General features: G+C 54.5%; 12 protein-coding genes, 4 tRNA genes and 2 rRNA genes (1 of these 18 only partly in view). All 18 read right to left on the minus strand.

Translation table 11 applies throughout. The features are described 5' to 3' along the window. Positions 1 to 211: 211 nt before the first annotated feature. Positions 212 to 4,411 (minus strand): DNA-directed RNA polymerase subunit beta', encoded by a 4,200-nt coding sequence (rpoC, locus tag ACY4LX_RS30340; protein ID WP_149662055.1) that lies wholly within the window; start codon positions 4,409 to 4,411, stop codon positions 212 to 214. A 64-nt stretch (positions 4,412 to 4,475) separates the two neighbouring features. Then, complete coding sequence (rpoB, locus tag ACY4LX_RS30345) at positions 4,476 to 8,549, minus strand: DNA-directed RNA polymerase subunit beta (RefSeq protein WP_123596816.1); 4,074 nt, start codon at positions 8,547 to 8,549, stop codon at positions 4,476 to 4,478. Positions 8,550 to 8,769: 220 nt separating this feature from the next. Then, complete coding sequence (gene rplL / locus ACY4LX_RS30350; protein WP_149662056.1) at positions 8,770 to 9,135, minus strand: 50S ribosomal protein L7/L12; 366 nt, start codon at positions 9,133 to 9,135, stop codon at positions 8,770 to 8,772. 78 nt (positions 9,136 to 9,213) lie between these two features. Next, complete coding sequence (gene rplJ / locus ACY4LX_RS30355) at positions 9,214 to 9,714, minus strand: 50S ribosomal protein L10 (RefSeq protein ID WP_149662057.1); 501 nt, start codon at positions 9,712 to 9,714, stop codon at positions 9,214 to 9,216. Positions 9,715 to 9,912: 198 nt separating this feature from the next. Beyond that, complete coding sequence (gene rplA, locus ACY4LX_RS30360) at positions 9,913 to 10,608, minus strand: 50S ribosomal protein L1 (RefSeq protein WP_019693883.1); 696 nt, start codon at positions 10,606 to 10,608, stop codon at positions 9,913 to 9,915. Next, a complete protein-coding gene (gene rplK, locus ACY4LX_RS30365; protein ID WP_003228756.1) occupies positions 10,608 to 11,039 on the minus strand; it encodes a 50S ribosomal protein L11 in 432 nt (143 codons plus the stop codon). The genes rplA and rplK overlap by 1 nt, the downstream gene beginning before the upstream one ends. Before the next feature lie 117 nt (positions 11,040 to 11,156). After that, the gene (gene nusG, locus ACY4LX_RS30370; RefSeq protein ID WP_007896622.1) at positions 11,157 to 11,690 is read right to left on the minus strand and encodes a transcription termination/antitermination protein NusG; all 534 of its coding nucleotides are present in this window, start codon (positions 11,688 to 11,690) and stop codon (positions 11,157 to 11,159) included. Positions 11,691 to 11,699: 9 nt separating this feature from the next. After that, the gene (gene secE / locus ACY4LX_RS30375) at positions 11,700 to 12,068 is read right to left on the minus strand and encodes a preprotein translocase subunit SecE (protein WP_008145488.1); all 369 of its coding nucleotides are present in this window, start codon (positions 12,066 to 12,068) and stop codon (positions 11,700 to 11,702) included. 45 nt (positions 12,069 to 12,113) lie between these two features. Further along, positions 12,114 to 12,189 (minus strand) — tRNA-Trp (locus ACY4LX_RS30380). Between the two features lie 53 nt (positions 12,190 to 12,242). Continuing rightward, entirely contained in the window at positions 12,243 to 13,436 is a 1,194-nt protein-coding gene (gene tuf / locus ACY4LX_RS30385; RefSeq protein WP_007896619.1) for an elongation factor Tu, read from the minus strand. An 84-nt stretch (positions 13,437 to 13,520) separates the two neighbouring features. After that, positions 13,521 to 13,596: transfer RNA gene (locus ACY4LX_RS30390), tRNA-Thr, on the minus strand. A gap of 26 nt (positions 13,597 to 13,622) precedes the next feature. Further along, positions 13,623 to 13,696 (minus strand) — tRNA-Gly (locus ACY4LX_RS30395). 24 nt (positions 13,697 to 13,720) lie between these two features. Continuing rightward, positions 13,721 to 13,805 (minus strand) — tRNA-Tyr (locus ACY4LX_RS30400). A gap of 142 nt (positions 13,806 to 13,947) precedes the next feature. Next, a complete protein-coding gene (locus ACY4LX_RS30405) occupies positions 13,948 to 14,388 on the minus strand; it encodes a hypothetical protein (protein WP_463258619.1) in 441 nt (146 codons plus the stop codon). Between the two features lie 7 nt (positions 14,389 to 14,395). Next, the gene (locus ACY4LX_RS30410; RefSeq protein WP_463258620.1) at positions 14,396 to 15,145 is read right to left on the minus strand and encodes a pantothenate kinase; all 750 of its coding nucleotides are present in this window, start codon (positions 15,143 to 15,145) and stop codon (positions 14,396 to 14,398) included. Further along, the gene (birA, locus tag ACY4LX_RS30415) at positions 15,135 to 16,094 is read right to left on the minus strand and encodes a bifunctional biotin--[acetyl-CoA-carboxylase] ligase/biotin operon repressor BirA (protein WP_463258621.1); all 960 of its coding nucleotides are present in this window, start codon (positions 16,092 to 16,094) and stop codon (positions 15,135 to 15,137) included. Before birA ends, ACY4LX_RS30410 begins: the two co-directional genes overlap by 11 nt. 136 nt (positions 16,095 to 16,230) lie before the next feature. After that, positions 16,231 to 16,346: ribosomal RNA gene (rrf, locus tag ACY4LX_RS30420) — 5S ribosomal RNA — on the minus strand. A 153-nt stretch (positions 16,347 to 16,499) separates the two neighbouring features. After that, a 23S ribosomal RNA gene (locus tag ACY4LX_RS30425) occupies positions 16,500 to 18,742 on the minus strand; it runs 649 nt beyond the window's last position.

Genomic DNA, 18,742 nt, shown 5'->3' on the forward strand with positions numbered 1-18,742 from the left:
AGCTCCACTGTTGTCTTGCGACGCTATTGTCTTGCAAGAAAAGCAAAATGGCAGGAACGAATTCCCGCCAAATTTAGGGGTACAAGAGTCTAAAGAGGATCTTGTCCCCAGTCAAGGCAAGGCCCCGACCTCCCCGCTCATCCAACCTCGACAAATTGTCTCGATTCGATGAACGGAACGACCGGGGCCCCACACTCATTTACTGCAGAACTCAGTTACCGCTCGAGTTCAGTGCTTCGGTCAGTGCAGCTTCCACTTCACTGGCGCTTACGCGCAACGGTTTGTCAGCATCACGGCGGCGCTTACGCTCGCTGTGATAAGCCAGACCGGTACCGGCCGGGATCAGACGACCCACGACTACGTTTTCTTTCAGGCCGCGCAGGTAATCGCGCTTGCCGGTTACCGCCGCTTCGGTCAGTACGCGAGTGGTTTCCTGGAAGGAAGCCGCCGAGATGAACGATTCGGTGGACAACGACGCCTTGGTGATACCCAACAGCACGCGAGTGAACTTGGAAACGAATTTCTCGTCGCCAGCCAGACGCTCGTTCTCTACCAGAACGTGAGTCAACTCCATCTGGTCGCCCTTGATGAAAGTCGAGTCGCCGGATTCAGCGATTTCAACTTTACGCAGCATCTGACGCAGGATGGTCTCGATGTGCTTATCGTTGATCTTCACGCCTTGCAGACGATAAACGTCCTGGATCTCGTTCACGATGTACTTGGCCAGCGCACTCACACCAAGCAGACGCAGGATGTCGTGTGGATCGCTCGGGCCGTCGGAGATAACTTCGCCGCGGTTTACCTGTTCGCCTTCGAAGACGTTCAGGTGACGCCACTTCGGAATCAGCTCTTCGTACGGATCGGTACCGTCGTTCGGGGTGATAACCAGACGGCGCTTGCCTTTGGTCTCTTTACCGAACGCGATGGTGCCGCTGACTTCAGCCAGAATAGAGGCTTCTTTCGGACGACGGGCTTCGAACAAGTCGGCAACACGCGGCAGACCACCGGTGATGTCACGGGTTTTCGAAGTTTCTTGCGGGATACGAGCGATAACATCACCGATCGCAACCTGCACACCATCCGCTACACCGACCAGGGCGTTAGCCGGCAGGAAGTACTGAGCCGGTACGTCGGTACCTGGCAGCAGCAGATCCTTGCCATCGACACCGACCATCTTAACGGCAGGACGGATGTCTTTACCGGCAGCTGGACGGTCTTTGGCGTCGAGTACTTCAATGTTGGTCATACCGGTCAATTCGTCAGTCTGACGCTTGATCGTGATGCCTTCTTCCATGCCCACGTAGGTCACGGTACCTTTCATTTCGGTAACGATTGGGTGAGTGTGCGGATCCCACTTGGCCACGATTGCGCCAGCGTCGACCTTGTCACCTTCTTTAACCGAAATCACAGCACCGTACGGCAGCTTGTAACGCTCGCGCTCACGACCGAAGTCATCAGCGATTGCCAGCTCACCGGAACGGGACACAGCAACCAGGCAACCATCCACTCGCTCAACGTGCTTCAGGTTGTGCAGACGGACGGTACCGCCATTCTTCACCTGAACGCTGTCAGCTGCGGAGGTCCGGCTTGCCGCACCACCGATGTGGAACGTACGCATGGTCAGCTGAGTACCCGGCTCACCGATGGACTGGGCAGCGATAACGCCGACCGCTTCACCGATGTTCACCTGGTGACCACGAGCCAAGTCACGGCCGTAGCACTTGGCGCAAATGCCGTAGCGGGTTTCGCAGCTGATCGGCGAACGCACGATCACTTCGTCGATGCTGTTCAGCTCGATGAACTCGACCCACTTCTCGTCTACCAGCGTGCCGGCAGGAACGATGATTTCTTCGCTACCTGGCTTGAACACGTCACGGGCAATGACACGACCCAATACGCGCTCACCCAGCGGCTCAACAACGTCACCGCCTTCAATGTGCGGAGTCATTACCAGGCCATGCTCGGTGCCGCAATCGATCTCGGTCACAACCAGATCCTGCGCTACGTCTACCAGACGACGAGTCAGGTAACCGGAGTTCGCAGTTTTCAACGCGGTATCCGCCAAACCTTTACGAGCACCGTGAGTGGAGATGAAGTACTGAAGTACGCTCAAACCTTCACGGAAGTTCGCAGTAATCGGCGTTTCGATGATGGAACCGTCCGGCTTGGCCATCAGGCCACGCATACCGGCGAGCTGACGGATCTGCGCAGCAGAACCCCGTGCGCCCGAGTCGGCCATCATGTACATCGAGTTGAAGGACTCTTGGTCGACTTCGACGCCATGACGGTCGATGACTTTCTCTTTCGAGAGGTTGGCCATCATCGCCTTGGAAACTTCGTCGTTCGCCTTGGACCAAAGGTCGATCACTTTGTTGTACTTCTCGCCCTGGGTTACCAGGCCGGAGGCGTACTGACTTTCGATCTCTTTCACTTCATCAGTAGCAGCATTGATGATGCGGGCTTTTTCATCCGGGATAACGAAGTCGTTAACACCGATGGAAACGCCGGAAATGGTCGAATAGGCAAAACCGGTGTACATCAACTGGTCAGCGAAGATCACGGTCTCTTTCAAACCAACCACGCGGTAGCACTGGTTGATCAGCTTGGAGATCGCTTTTTTCTTCATCGGCTGGTTGACGACGTCGTACGACAGGCCAGGCGGAACAACCTGGAACAACAGCGCACGGCCGACAGTGGTGTCGACGATACGGGTGTTCTTGACGCTGCCACCATCGCGATCGTTGACGGTTTCGTGGATCCGCACTTTGACTTTAGCGTGCAGTGCGGCTTCGCCAGCACGGAACACACGGTCAACTTCCTGCAGATCCGCGAACACACGACCTTCGCCTTTGGCGTTGATCGCTTCACGAGTCATGTAGTACAGACCCAATACAACGTCCTGCGACGGAACGATGATTGGCTCACCGTTGGCTGGCGACAGAATGTTGTTGGTCGACATCATCAACGCACGCGCTTCCAACTGGGCTTCCAGTGTCAGCGGTACGTGCACGGCCATTTGGTCGCCGTCGAAGTCGGCGTTGTACGCAGCACAGACCAACGGGTGCAGCTGGATAGCCTTACCTTCGATCAGTACCGGTTCAAACGCCTGGATACCCAGACGGTGAAGGGTCGGTGCACGGTTGAGGAGAACCGGGTGTTCGCGGATTACTTCAGCGAGAACGTCCCAAACTTCCGGCAGCTCGCGCTCGACCATCTTCTTGGCAGCTTTGATGGTGGTAGCGAGACCACGCATTTCCAGCTTGCCGAAAATGAACGGCTTGAACAGCTCGAGAGCCATCTTCTTCGGCAGACCGCACTGGTGCAGACGCAGGGTCGGACCTACGGTAATTACCGAACGACCGGAGTAGTCAACACGCTTACCGAGCAAGTTCTGACGGAAACGACCTTGTTTACCCTTGATCATGTCAGCCAGGGATTTCAGAGGACGCTTGTTGGAACCGGTGATAGCGCGGCCACGACGACCGTTGTCGAGCAGTGCATCGACGGCTTCCTGCAACATACGCTTTTCGTTGCGCACGATGATGTCGGGAGCGGACAGATCGAGCAGACGCTTCAAGCGGTTGTTACGGTTGATCACTCGACGATACAGATCGTTGAGATCGGAAGTCGCGAAGCGACCGCCATCCAGCGGGACCAGTGGACGCAGATCTGGCGGCAGAACCGGCAGAACGGTCAGCACCATCCATTCTGGAAGGTTGCCGGAACCCTGGAAGGCTTCCATCAACTTCAGACGCTTGGACAGCTTCTTGATCTTGGTTTCGGAGTTGGTTTGCGGAATTTCTTCGCGCAGACGGCCAATCTCGTGCTCCAGGTCGATAGCGTGCAGCAGTTCACGGACAGCTTCGGCACCCATGCGGGCATCGAAATCGTCGCCGAACTCTTCCAGCGCTTCGAAGTACTGCTCGTCGTTCAGCAGCTGACCTTTTTCAAGGGTGGTCATGCCCGGGTCGATAACGACATAGCTCTCGAAATAGAGAACGCGTTCGATATCGCGCAGGGTCATGTCCATCAGCAAGCCGATACGCGACGGCAGCGATTTCAGGAACCAGATGTGGGCAACCGGCGAAGCCAGTTCGATGTGCGCCATGCGCTCACGACGAACTTTAGCCAGCGCGACTTCAACGCCGCACTTCTCGCAGATCACACCACGGTGCTTCAAGCGCTTGTACTTACCGCACAGGCACTCGTAATCCTTTACCGGGCCAAAGATCTTGGCGCAGAACAGGCCGTCACGCTCAGGTTTGAACGTACGGTAGTTGATGGTTTCCGGCTTTTTAACTTCACCGAACGACCACGAACGGATCATCTCAGGCGATGCCAATCCAATACGGATGGCGTCGAACTCTTCGACTTGACCCTGGTTTTTCAGCAAATTCAGTAGGTCTTTCAAGGCCTTTCCTCCTGGCGGAGCAGAGAGCGGGCAATCCTGCCCCGCTCTCGATTCGCGTCACGTGTTATTCGGTTTCCAGATCGATATCGATGCCGAGGGAACGAATTTCCTTGATCAACACGTTGAAAGACTCGGGCATGCCCGGCTCCATACGGTGATCGCCATCCACGATGTTTTTGTACATCTTGGTACGGCCGTTCACATCGTCCGACTTCACTGTGAGCATTTCTTGCAGAGTGTAAGCGGCACCGTATGCTTCCAGTGCCCAGACCTCCATCTCCCCGAAACGCTGACCACCGAACTGTGCCTTACCACCCAGCGGCTGCTGGGTAACCAGGCTGTACGAACCGGTAGAACGAGCGTGCATCTTGTCGTCTACCAAGTGGTTCAGCTTCAGCATGTACATGTAGCCAACAGTAACCGGGCGCTCGAACTTGTTGCCGGTACGGCCGTCGGTCAGCTGCATCTGGCCGCTTTCTGGCAGGTCTGCCAGTTTCAGCATGGCCTTGATTTCGCTTTCCTTGGCACCGTCGAACACTGGAGTGGCCATTGGAACGCCGCCACGCAGGTTCTTCGCCAGATCCAGGATTTCCTGGTCGGAGAAGCTATCCAGATCTTCGTTACGACCGCCGATCTGGTTGTAGATCTCGTCAAGGAATTTACGAAGTTCAGCGACTTTGCGCTGTTCTTCGATCATCCGGTTGATCTTCTCGCCCAGACCTTTAGCCGCGAGGCCGAGGTGAGTTTCAAGGATCTGACCAACGTTCATACGCGAAGGTACGCCCAACGGGTTGAGGACGACGTCGACCGGGGTGCCATTGGCATCGTGCGGCATGTCTTCAACCGGCATGATCACGGAGACCACACCTTTGTTACCGTGACGACCGGCCATCTTGTCGCCCGGCTGGATGCGACGACGGATTGCCAGGTAAACCTTGACGATTTTCAGCACGCCTGGAGCCAGGTCATCGCCCTGCTGCAGTTTGCGCTTCTTGTCTTCGAACTTGTCGTCCAGCAGACGGCGACGATCAACGATGTAGGCCTGGGCCTTCTCGAGTTGCTCGTTCAGAGCATCTTCAGTCATGCGCAGTTTGAACCACTGACCATGCTCAAGACCGTCGAGTACTTCGTCGGTGATGTCCTGACCTTTCTTCAGGCCGGCGCCGCCTTCGGCTTTGTGGCCGACCAGAGCGGAACGCAGACGTTCGAAAGTTGCGCCTTCAACGATACGGAACTCTTCGTTCAGGTCCTTGCGGATCTCGTCGAGTTGAGTCTTCTCGATCGACAGTGCACGAGCATCACGCTCAACGCCGTCACGAGTGAAGACCTGTACGTCGATGACGGTACCCTTAGTGCCGGTAGGCACGCGCAGGGAGGTGTCTTTAACGTCGCTGGCTTTTTCACCGAAGATGGCACGCAACAGCTTCTCTTCCGGAGTCAGTTGGGTCTCGCCTTTCGGAGTGACCTTACCAACCAGAATGTCGCCTGCGCCAACTTCAGCACCTACGTAAACGATACCGGCTTCGTCCAGCTTGTTCAGAGCAGCTTCACCCACGTTCGGGATGTCGGCAGTAATTTCCTCTGGCCCAAGCTTGGTGTCACGTGCCACACAGGTCAGTTCCTGAATGTGGATCGTGGTGAAGCGATCTTCTTGAACAACTCGTTCCGACAGGCAGATGGAGTCTTCGAAGTTGTAACCGTTCCAGGCCATGAACGCGATGCGCATGTTCTGACCCAGCGCCAGCTCACCCATGTCGGTGGACGGACCGTCGGCCATGATGTCGCTACGCTGAACCCGATCACCTTTACGCACCAGCGGACGCTGGTTGATGCAGGTGTTCTGGTTGGAACGGGTGTATTTGGTGAGGTTGTAGATGTCGACACCAGCTTCACCGGTTTCAACTTCGTCATCAGCAACACGAACCACGATACGGCTGGCATCAACGGAATCGATCACGCCGCCACGACGAGCCACGACGCAAACGCCGGAGTCACGAGCTACGTTACGCTCCATGCCGGTACCGACCAGCGGCTTGTCAGCGCGCAGGGTTGGTACAGCTTGACGCTGCATGTTCGAACCCATCAACGCACGGTTGGCGTCATCGTGCTCGAGGAACGGGATCAGCGACGCTGCAACCGAAACAACCTGCTTCGGCGAAACGTCCATCAAGGTGACGTCTTCCGGCGCCTTGACGGTGAACTCGTTCAAGTGACGAACAGCTACCAGTTCGTCGATCAGCATTTTCTTGTCGTTCATCGTGGCCGAAGCCTGGGCGATCACGTGATCAGCCTCTTCGATGGCGGACAGGAAAACGATCTCGTCGGTGACCAAAGCGTCTTTCACCACGCGGTACGGGCTCTCGAGGAAGCCGTACTGGTTGGTGCGCGCATAGGCAGCCAGGGAGTTGATCAGACCGATGTTCGGACCTTCCGGCGTTTCAATCGGGCATACACGACCGTAGTGAGTCGGGTGTACGTCACGAACTTCAAAGCCAGCACGCTCACGAGTCAAGCCGCCAGGGCCGAGTGCAGACACACGACGCTTGTGGGTGATCTCGGACAGCGGGTTGTTCTGGTCCATGAACTGGGACAGCTGGCTGGAACCGAAGAACTCTTTCACCGCCGCAGCCACTGGCTTGGCGTTGATCAGGTCTTGCGGCATCAGGCCTTCGCTTTCAGCCATCGACAGACGCTCTTTGACCGCACGCTCAACACGTACCAGGCCAACGCGGAACTGGTTTTCAGCCATTTCGCCTACGCAGCGAACACGACGGTTACCCAAGTGGTCGATGTCATCGACGATGCCTTTACCGTTACGGATGTCGACCAGAGTCTTCAGGACCGCAACGATGTCTTCCTTGCACAACACGCCCGAACCTTCGATCTCGGTACGACCGATACGACGGTTGAACTTCATCCGGCCGACCGCAGACAGGTCATAGCGCTCAGGGCTGAAGAACAGGTTGTTGAACAGAGTCTCGGCAGCGTCTTTGGTTGGCGGCTCGCCTGGACGCATCATGCGATAGATCTCGACCAGCGCTTCCAATTGGTTGCTGGTGGAGTCGATCTTCAGAGTGTCGGAGACGAACGGACCGCAGTCGATATCGTTGGTGTACAGAGTTTCGATGCGAACAACCTGGGACTTGGCGATTTTCGCCAGGATCTCGGTGTTCAGCTCGGTGTTGCACTCTGCAAGGATTTCGCCGGTTGCCGGATGCACGATGACCTTGGCTGTAGTGCGGCCCAGGACGTAGTCCAGAGGCACTTGCAGCTCTTTGATCCCTGCCTTTTCCAGCTGGTTGATGTGGCGAGCAGTAATACGACGACCTTGCTCGACAATAACCTTGCCTTTGTCATCCAGGATATCCAGGACAGCAATTTCACCGCGCAGGCGATGAGGCACCAGTTCCAGGCTGAGGTTTTCACCTTGCACGTGGAAGACGTTGGTGGTGTAGAACGCGTCCAGCACTTCTTCAGTGGTATAGCCGAGCGCGCGCAGCAATACCGATGCAGGCAGCTTGCGACGACGGTCAATACGCACGAATACGCAGTCTTTCGGATCGAACTCGAAGTCCAACCACGAACCGCGGTAAGGGATGATGCGCGCGGAGTACAGCAGTTTACCGGAGCTGTGCGTCTTGCCACGGTCGTGGTCGAAGAACACGCCCGGGGAACGGTGCAGCTGGGAAACGATTACACGCTCGGTACCGTTGATTACGAAGGTACCGTTCTCAGTCATCAGGGGGATTTCACCCATGTAGACTTCTTGCTCTTTGATGTCCTTGATCGCTTTGTTCGACGATTCTTTGTCGAAAATGATCAGGCGCACTTTTACCCGCAACGGTACGGCGTAAGTTACACCGCGCAATACGCATTCTTTGACATCAAATGCCGGTTCGCCCAGGCGATAACCGACGTACTCCAGCGCAGCATTGCCGGAGTAGCTGATGATCGGGAAAACGGATTTGAAGGCCGCATGCAGGCCCACGTCGCGGAACTGATCTTTAGTCGCTCCCGCTTGCAAGAATTCACGATACGAATCCAGCTGGATGGCCAGGAGGTACGGCACATCCATGACGTCCGGCAACTTGCTAAAGTCCTTGCGGATACGTTTTTTCTCAGTATATGAGTAAGCCATCAGCGTTCCCCAGCTTGGTCACCTGCTTGTTTGGCCCCTCCCGACGGGAGCAGCCAGAAAATCGTGCAAACCCCATGGTTTGCTCCACCGCATCGGGTGGTTACAGCTCGTTACCAGCACCGACCCAGTCGGCTGCCAATAACGGAAAAAGGCCGGTGGCAAGAGCCACCAGCCATCAGCCTTTCGCTTAACGCTCGGGCTGGAGACGCAAAGTCGATGCTTACTTCAGCTCGACTTTAGCGCCTGCTTCTTCCAGAGTGGCTTTGGCTTTGTCAGCTGCGTCTTTCGAAACAGCTTCCAGAACCATGGCAGGAGCGCCGTCAACTACAGCCTTGGCTTCTTTCAAGCCCAGACCGGTCAGTTCACGTACTGCCTTGATCACGTTAACTTTCTTCTCGCCAGTTTCGGTCAACATGACGTTGAATTCGGTTTGCTCTTCAGCAACAGCGGCAACAGCGGCTGGGCCGGCGGAAGCAGCAGCAGCGGAAACGCCGAATTTTTCTTCGAAAGCTTTGATCAGCTCAACAACCTGCAGAACCGACATTTCAGCTACGGCGTTGAGGATATCTTCTTGGGAGATAGACATTACTGTATTTCCTGAATTGGGGGACGGCCTACGCGGCCATCGAAATAAACAAAAATACGCGAAAGGAGATGCTCAGCCTTAGGCTGCAGCAGCTTCTTTTTGCTCGCGAACTGCAGCCAGAGTACGAGCCAACTTGCTGGTAGCGCCTTGAATCACGCTCATCAGCTGAGAAATAGCTTCGTTACGGGTCGGCAGTGTTGCCAGTACGTCGATTTGGTTAGCTGCGAGGAACTTGCCCTCGAACGCAGCTGCCTTGATCTCGAACTTATCCTGACTCTTGGCGAATTCCTTGAACAAACGGGCAGCAGCGCCTGGATGATCCTTGGAGAACGCGATCAGAGTCGGGCCGGTGAACACGTCGTTGAGGACACTGTATTCAGTGCCAGCAACAGCGCGCTTGAGCAGGGTGTTACGTACAACACGTACGTATACGCCAGCTTCACGAGCCTCTTTACGGAGTCCGGTCATTGCGCCTACTGTCACACCGCGGGCATCAGCCACAACAGCAGACAGGGCAACTTTGGCAGCCTCGTTGACTTCAGCGACGATGGCCTTCTTGTCTTCGAGATTAATTGCCACGGGTTTAACTCCTGCTTGTTACCGTTTCATCCAACCGGAGCCGGATGTCGTTTTGGTGTCTGATTCGGTAAGGAACCGGGAGCACCATCTGCGTAGGCTTGAGGTTTAAGACTTGCGCCGCCTACGGTCTTGGATAGCCCCCGCCAGGCAGGGACCCCAATCTTTCAATTGGCGCAATCGCTTGCGCCAACCTGTGTCTTACGCGTCGAGCGAGCCTTGGTCGATGACCAGACCTGGACCCATGGTGGTGCTCAGGGTAACGCGCTTGACGTAAATACCTTTCGAAGAAGCTGGCTTGATACGCTTCAGATCAGCGATCAGGGCTTCAACGTTTTCCTTCAGCTTGACGGCGTCGAAACCGACTTTGCCAACGGAGGTGTGAATGATGCCGTTTTTGTCGGTGCGATAACGAACCTGACCAGCCTTGGCGTTTTTAACCGCGGTAGCTACGTCTGGGGTTACGGTGCCGACTTTAGGGTTAGGCATCAGACCGCGTGGGCCGAGGATCTGACCCAACTGACCAACAACGCGCATTGCATCCGGGGATGCGATAACTACGTCATAGTTCAGGTCGCCGCCTTTCATTTCGGCAGCCAGATCGTCCATACCTACACGGTCAGCGCCGGCAGCCAGAGCGGCCTCAGCAGCTGGCCCCTGGGTGAACACAGCAACGCGAACAGTCTTGCCAGTGCCGTGCGGCAGCACAGTAGCGCTACGAACGACCTGGTCGGATTTACGCGGGTCAACGCCCAGGTTAACAGCAACGTCGAACGACTCGCTGAACTTGACAGTCGACAGCTCAGCCAGCAGAGCAGCAGCGTCTACAAAGTTGTAGGCCTTGCCTGCTTCGATTTTGCCGGCGATAGCCTTTTGACGCTTGGTCAACTTAGCCATTACACACCCTCCACGTTAAGGCCCATGCTACGAGCAGAACCGGCGATAGTACGCACGGCTGCGTCCATATCAGCTGCAGTCAGATCCGCGTTTTTGGTTTTCGCGATTTCTTCCAGCTGAGCACGAGTCACGGTGCCAACCTTAACGGTGTTCGGACGAGCAGAACCGCTAGTCAGACCAGCAGCCTTCTTCAGCAGAACCGAAGCAGGTGTGGATTTGGTTTCGAAAGTGAAGCTACGGTCGCTATAGACAGTGATGATCACTGGAGTCGGCAGACCAGCTTCAAGACCCTGAGTACGGGCGTTGAAAGCCTTGCAGAATTCCATGATGTTCACGCCGTGCTGACCCAGAGCAGGACCAACAGGTGGGCTTGGGTTAGCCTGAGCGGCCTTCACTTGCAGCTTGATGTAAGCGGTAATCTTCTTGGCCATGAGGCACTCCAATTACGGGTTCGAACGCCTCGAAAGGCTCCCCGGTTACTTGCGCGTTTATCCCAGTGACGACAAAACCCCACAGCCTAGGGCTGCGGGGTTGGGATGCTTGCTCAGCTAGACCTTTTCGACCTGACTGAACTCTAACTCTACCGGAGTAGAGCGACCGAAAATGAGCACTGCCACTTGGATTCGGCTCTTTTCGTAGTTAACTTCTTCGACCGTGCCAGTGAAATCAGCAAACGGCCCATCGTTGACACGCACCGATTCGCCTGGCTCGAAGAGTGTCTTCGGCTTCGGCTTGTCGCTACCGTCAGCAACGCGACGCAGAATCGCTTCTGCCTCTTTATCTGTGATCGGTGCAGGCTTATCGGCGGTACCGCCAATGAAACCCATCACCCGAGGAGTATCCTTGACCAAGTGCCAAGTCCCCTCGTTCATGTCCATCTGGACCAGCACATAACCTGGGAAGAACTTGCGCTCGCTTTTGCGTTTCTGGCCATTACGCATTTCAACCACTTCTTCAGTGGGAACCAGAATTTCGCCGAAGCCATCTTCCATGCCAGCCAGCTTTACGCGCTCTACCAACGAGCGCATGACATGCTTCTCGTAACCGGAGTAAGCATGCACAACGTACCAACGCTTAGCCACGGGACACCCTTAGCCGACAATCAAGGAAACAAGCCAGCCGAGGAGGGAGTCAAGCCCCCACAACAGCAACGCCATAACCAGAACAACAGCCACAACAATCAACGTGGTCTGCGTGGTTTCTTGGCGAGTTGGCCATACGACTTTACGAATCTCGGTGCGAGCTTCCTTAACCAGTACAAAGAAAGACTTGCCCTTGACTGTCTGCAGGCCTACAAAGGCAGCTACAGCAGCAATGGCGAGCAAAGCTAGTACGCGGTACAGGATCGGCGAAGCAGAGTAATACTGATTGCCAACAACGCCAACAACCACCAAAGCGACTACTACTAGCCACTTGAGCAGATCGAAGCGAGAGCCTTGAGCTTCAGCTTTAGGAGTCATCTATGAAGATCCTGTGAAAAGAAAGCCAGACACACCAAGTGAATCTGGCAGGTCAGGAGGGAATCGAACCCCCAACCTACGGTTTTGGAGACCGTCGCTCTGCCAATTGAGCTACTGACCTAAAACAAAATCAGGCCGACCATTATGCCGGCCTGAAAAAGACATTACAACAACTTACTCGATGACTTTAGCCACGACACCAGCGCCGACGGTACGACCGCCTTCACGGATAGCGAAACGAAGACCATCTTCCATCGCGATGGTTTTGATCAGGGTAACGGTCATCTGAACGTTATCACCCGGCATCACCATTTCAACGCCTTCTGGCAATTCGCAGTTACCGGTCACATCCGTAGTACGGAAGTAGAACTGTGGACGGTAACCCTTGAAGAACGGCGTATGACGACCACCCTCCTCCTTGCTCAGAACATAAACCTCTGCAGTGAACTTGGTGTGAGGCTTGACAGTGCCCGGCTTGACCAGAACCTGGCCACGCTCGACATCATCACGCTTGGTGCCACGCAGCAGCACACCACAGTTCTCGCCAGCACGACCTTCGTCGAGCAGCTTGCGGAACATCTCAACACCAGTACAAGTAGTTTTGACAGTGTCACGAAGACCCACAATCTCAACTTCTTCCTGAATGCGAACAATGCCACGCTCAACACGACCAGTCACAACAGTACCGCGACCGGAGATCGAGAACACATCCTCGATCGGCATCAGGAACGGCTTGTCGATAGCACGCTCAGGCTGCGGAATGTAGCTATCCAGAGTCTCAACCAACTTCTTGACGGCAGTAGTACCCATCTCGTTGTCATCTTGACCGTTCAACGCCATCAGCGCAGAACCAATGATGATCGGAGTGTCATCACCTGGGAAATCGTAAGTACTCAGCAGATCGCGCACTTCCATCTCAACCAGCTCGAGCAGCTCCGCATCATCTACCATGTCAGCCTTGTTCAGGAAGACAACAATGTACGGAACGCCAACCTGGCGAGAGAGCAGGATATGCTCGCGGGTTTGCGGCATCGGACCATCAGCGGCCGAGCAAACCAGGATCGCGCCATCCATCTGAGCGGCACCGGTGATCATGTTTTTTACGTAGTCAGCGTGACCTGGACAGTCAACGTGTGCGTAGTGACGCACGGCCGAATCGTATTCAACGTGAGCGGTGTTGATGGTGATGCCACGAGCTTTTTCTTCTGGGGCGCTATCGATTTTGTCGAAGTCGACTTTTGCCGAACCGAAAACTTCGGAGCAGACACGAGTCAAGGCTGCGGTCAGAGTAGTTTTGCCATGGTCTACGTGACCGATGGTACCTACGTTGACGTGCGGCTTATTACGTTCGAACTTTTCCTTAGCCATCGAAATAACTCCCAGCAGAAGAATTGAGCAAGTAACATCAGCCATTAAAACAAAGGCAGATATTTTCATATCTGCCTTGTTATATGGAGCTCTTGAGCGGATTTGAACCGCTGACCTCACCCTTACCAAGGGTGTGCTCTACCAACTGAGCTACAAGAGCGCAACACTTTGCAGGACCTGCAAACTTGGAGCGGGTAGCGGGAATCGAACCCGCATCATCAGCTTGGAAGGCTGAGGTTCTACCACTAAACTATACCCGCAGAGCTTGCAGCTCTCGCTAAAAATGGTGGAGGGGGAAGGATTCGAACCTTCGAAGTCGTAGACGTCAGATTTACAGTCTGATCCCTTTGGCCGCTCGGGAACCCCTCCTAAGCGAGCCGGCATTCTATATCATGCCAGCCTTCTGTCAAGCATTTTCTCATTAAAAACCTGAGGTTAGCTGCGTTGACCTCGTTTCGCACTGTTTACCGTAGAAGGTCTTCACTGCGAAGCGGGCGCCATTCTATTCAAACTATTCGACGGGTGCAACCCCCTCGCATGGCATTATTTTATGTTTTAACTCATTGAATTCTTTAGAAAGGTTTTGCAGCTTCGAGTCATCCAGTAAACGCCGGCTTTCAGGCGTCACACGGAGCCAAAATCCTCCAGGTTCCAGGGCATCCTTAGGCAAGACCTGAGCCTTGATCTCCAAACCACTCAACCGACGCTCGATCGCCTGTACCGTTTCCTGACGAGCAAAACCTCCCACATAGAGGCAATCACCGTCCGCCTGGAGAGGCTTACCTTTATCGCGAGCAACGTCAGTCGTCTCGCTCAACAAACGTATGTCCTGCTGAGAGCCTCGATACAAGCTCAGGGGCGTCACATCCTTCGCACGAAGGGGCGCCTCTTGTTGATGCCAGACGTAATAAAAAACATTGAGGACGACCAGCAACAGAAACAACCAACGCATAAGAACCTCAGGGCAAGGGACACGCCATAGCCAAACCTACAAACACCAGATCAGGAACCACCCTGGCATCAGGCACGATCCCGGCAACCAGGTCAGCATCACCACCAGTGAGGAATACAGTGAAACCCTCTCCCCAATAGCTGCGCGCCAGCTGGAGCTGGGTCAGGACAAAACCCTGAAGCATCAAGGAACACCCTCTCTCAACTGCCTCTACAGTTGTGCGACCAGGCACAAGGCTTTCCAGAGCGCGCTCAGCCGCAAGATCGCCATAGCGGATTCTTCGGGTATGGGTGCGCAACTGATTGCGCATCAAGGGCATACCTGGACAAATGAATCCCCCAAGATGCTCTCCGTCGTTCGCAATAAAGTCTGCAGTGACCGCCGTGCCGAAATCCAACACAAGACAGGCGCCCGAGGCTAGGTGAAACCCTCCAAGCATCGCAAGCCAGCGATCAAGACCAAGCCTTTCATAATCATCGTAGCCATTACGGACGCCGGACATTTCGCGGGCAGACACCGCACACATGACGGACACCCCAAACGCGTCAGTCAAAAGGCAAATCAGGGCACTGGTCTCTTCACCAGTCCTGACACTCACCAATCGACAATGCTTGAGAGCCAACCCATTGACCTGCTTCAAGCTCTCCAGCAAGGCAAGATCCGAATCGACAATACCTTCCGCAACCACTGACCGGACGTCCGCACCGAGCAACCGCCACTTTATAAAGCTATTACCGCAGTCGAGCTCAAGAATCATCACGCAACCTCAAACTGAGCTCACCGCCACTAAAGACTTTTTCCACATCATCCACCTTCAAGCGCAAGGCACCCTGATTATCGATACCCATTACAACGCCATCTATCTGGTTGACGCCGGCAATCAATGAGACAGCCCGCCCCTGCCACAGATGGTTTTGCTCCCACTCATCATGGCTGGCTGAAAAGCCGTCGCGCTGATGACGCTCCAAGTAAGCCTGGAGCATCAAACCCAGCTCCACCACCAAGAGATTGCGGTCAAACACCCTGCCAGACTCAAGCCGCATGGACGTCCACTGCTGATCAACCTCTTCAGCGGCCTGCATGTTCACATTGATTCCAACACCTAACACTACGTGACACACGTCAGCAGGATCGCCCACCAACTCTAGGAGTATCCCCGCGATCTTTTTCTGACCAACAAGAAGGTCATTGGGCCATTTTAGCCCCACCCCGGAAACCCCCTGCTTTCGCAAGGCATGCATTACCGCAAGCCCTACAACCAAACTCAAGCCTTCCAACTGCCGCATACCACCCTCGATGCGTAGCACGAGGCTGTAATAGATGTTTTCTGCAAATGGACTCACCCATTTACGACCTCGCCTTCCGCGACCAGCAGTCTGTCGCTCTGCCAGTACCAGGAACGGCGCAGCCCTACCTCGCCCGATAGCGCGCAAGGCTTCAGCATTAGTAGAGTCAATAGAGTCAAAAACCTGCGCAGGCCAACCGCAAATGGACGACTTTTCATCTATTTCCACAGGATCAAGTAGTGTCAATGGCGCAGCCAATTGATAGCCGCGACCGCGCACCTTATGAATTGACAGACCCAATTCAGCCTCTAAAAGCTGAAGCTGCTTCCACACAGCACTTCGACTGACACCCAAGGCTATGCCCAAGGCCTCACCTGAATGGAATCGGCCATCCTTTAGAAGCTTTAACAAAGTCAGCATGCAAGTCCCGCCTCACAATGAGGCCCGAATGATAGCCATGCCCCGAGCCGTTGCATAGAAACCCTATTGAGCGGATTTTTCTTCGGACAAAACAAAACCCCTACCTGCATACGCAGATAGGGGTTTCGGAATTTAATCTTGACGATGACCTACTCTCACATGGGGAAACCCCACACTACCATCGGCGATGCATCGTTTCACTGCTGAGTTCGGGATGGGATCAGGTGGTTCCAATGCTCTATGGTCGTCAAGAAATTCGGGTACTGAGTCGCGGCCAGCTGGCCTCGCTTCAGCAAATTGGGTATGTGATAGCTTTCGGTGTTTAGTGAGTCTTTCGAACTTTCGGTTCGTTTCGTCTTCACACACCGCAATCTGCTCTTTCGACGCAAATTGCTTGGGTGTTATATGGTCAAGCCTCACGGGCAATTAGTATTGGTTAGCTCAACGCCTCACAGCGCTTACACACCCAACCTATCAACGTCGTAGTCTTCGACGGCCCTTCAGGGGACTCAAGGTCCCAGTGAGATCTCATCTTGAGGCTAGTTTCCCGCTTAGATGCTTTCAGCGGTTATCTATTCCGAACATAGCTACCCGGCAATGCCACTGGCGTGACAACCGGAACACCAGAGGTTCGTCCACTCCGGTCCTCTCGTACTAGGAGCAGCCCCTCTCAAATCTCAAACGTCCACGGCAGATAGGGACCGAACTGTCTCACGACGTTCTAAACCCAGCTCGCGTACCACTTTAAATGGCGAACAGCCATACCCTTGGGACCGGCTTCAGCCCCAGGATGTGATGAGCCGACATCGAGGTGCCAAACACCGCCGTCGATATGAACTCTTGGGCGGTATCAGCCTGTTATCCCCGGAGTACCTTTTATCCGTTGAGCGATGGCCCTTCCATACAGAACCACCGGATCACTAAGACCTACTTTCGTACCTGCTCGACGTGTCTGTCTCGCAGTCAAGCGCGCTTTTGCCTTTATACTCTACGACCGATTTCCGACCGGTCTGAGCGCACCTTCGTACTCCTCCGTTACTCTTTAGGAGGAGACCGCCCCAGTCAAACTACCCACCATACACTGTCCTCGATCCGGATAACGGACCTGAGTTAGAACCTCAAAGTTGCCAGGGTGGTATTTCAAGGTTGGCTCCACGCGAACTGGCGTCCACGCTTCAAAGCCTCCCACCTATCCTACACAAGCAAATTCAAAGTCCAGTGCAAAGCTATAGTAAAGGTTCACGGGGTCTTTCCGTCTAGCCGCGGATACACTGCATCTTCACAGCGATTTCAATTTCACTGAGTCTCGGGTGGAGACAGCGCCGCCATCGTTACGCCATTCGTGCAGGTCGGAACTTACCCGACAAGGAATTTCGCTACCTTAGGACCGTTATAGTTACGGCCGCCGTTTACCGGGGCTTCGATCAAGAGCTTCGCGTTAGCTAACCCCATCAATTAACCTTCCGGCACCGGGCAGGCGTCACACCCTATACGTCCACTTTCGTGTTTGCAGAGTGCTGTGTTTTTAATAAACAGTCGCAGCGGCCTGGTATCTTCGACCGGCATGGGCTTACGCAGTAAATGCTTCACCCTCACCGGCGCACCTTCTCCCGAAGTTACGGTGCCATTTTGCCTAGTTCCTTCACCCGAGTTCTCTCAAGCGCCTTGGTATTCTCTACCCAACCACCTGTGTCGGTTTGGGGTACGGTTCCTGGTTACCTGAAGCTTAGAAGCTTTTCTTGGAAGCATGGCATCAACCACTTCGTGTTCTAAAAGAACACTCGTCATCAGCTCTCGGCCTTAGAATCCCGGATTTACCTAAGATTCCAGCCTACCACCTTAAACTTGGACAACCAACGCCAAGCTGGCCTAGCCTTCTCCGTCCCTCCATCGCAATAACCAGAAGTACAGGAATATTAACCTGTTTTCCATCGACTACGCTTTTCAGCCTCGCCTTAGGGACCGACTAACCCTGCGTCGATTAACGTTGCGCAGGAAACCTTGGTCTTTCGGCGTGGGTGTTTTTCACACCCATTGTCGTTACTCATGTCAGCATTCGCACTTCTGATACCTCCAGCAAGCTTCTCAACTCACCTTCACAGGCTTACAGAACGCTCCTCTACCGCATCACCTAAGTGATACCCGTAGCTTCGGTGTATGGTTTGAGCCCCGTTACATCTTCCGCGCAGGCCGACTCGACTAGTGAGCTATTACGCTTTCTTTAAAGGGTGGCTGCTTCTAAGCCAACCTCCTAGCTGTCTAAGCCTTCCCACATCGTTTCCCACTTAACCATAACTTTGGGACCTTAGCTGACGGTCTGGGTTGTTTCCCTTTTCACGACGGACGTTAGCACCCGCCGTGTGTCTCCCATGCTCGGCACTTGTAGGTATTCGGAGTTTGCATCGGTTTGGTAAGTCGGGATGACCCCCTAGCCGAAACAGTGCTCTACCCCCTACAGTGATACATGAGGCGCTACCTAAATAGCTTTCGAGGAGAACCAGCTATCTCCGAGCTTGATTAGCCTTTCACTCCGATCCACAGGTCATCCGCTAACTTTTCAACGGTAGTCGGTTCGGTCCTCCAGTTAGTGTTACCCAACCTTCAACCTGCCCATGGATAGATCGCCCGGTTTCGGGTCTATTCCCAGC

Source organism: Pseudomonas sp. Emmai (genome assembly GCF_055179735.1).

Excerpts from the sequence above, each read along its gene's own strand:
- rpoB (WP_123596816.1), bottom strand. The coding sequence starts at position 8,549 with ATGGCTTACTCATATACTGAGAAAAAACGTATCCGCAAGGACTTTAGC.
- rplL (WP_149662056.1), bottom strand. The coding sequence starts at position 9,135 with ATGTCTATCTCCCAAGAAGATATCCTCAACGCCGTAGCTGAAATGTCG.
- rplA (WP_019693883.1), bottom strand. The coding sequence starts at position 10,608 with ATGGCTAAGTTGACCAAGCGTCAAAAGGCTATCGCCGGCAAAATCGAA.
- rplK (WP_003228756.1), bottom strand. The coding sequence starts at position 11,039 with ATGGCCAAGAAGATTACCGCTTACATCAAGCTGCAAGTGAAGGCCGCT.
- secE (WP_008145488.1), bottom strand. The coding sequence starts at position 12,068 with ATGACTCCTAAAGCTGAAGCTCAAGGCTCTCGCTTCGATCTGCTCAAG.
- tuf (WP_007896619.1), bottom strand. The coding sequence starts at position 13,436 with ATGGCTAAGGAAAAGTTCGAACGTAATAAGCCGCACGTCAACGTAGGT.
- ACY4LX_RS30405 (WP_463258619.1), bottom strand. The coding sequence starts at position 14,388 with ATGCGTTGGTTGTTTCTGTTGCTGGTCGTCCTCAATGTTTTTTATTAC.
- ACY4LX_RS30410 (WP_463258620.1), bottom strand. The coding sequence starts at position 15,145 with ATGATTCTTGAGCTCGACTGCGGTAATAGCTTTATAAAGTGGCGGTTG.
- birA (WP_463258621.1), bottom strand. The coding sequence starts at position 16,094 with ATGCTGACTTTGTTAAAGCTTCTAAAGGATGGCCGATTCCATTCAGGT.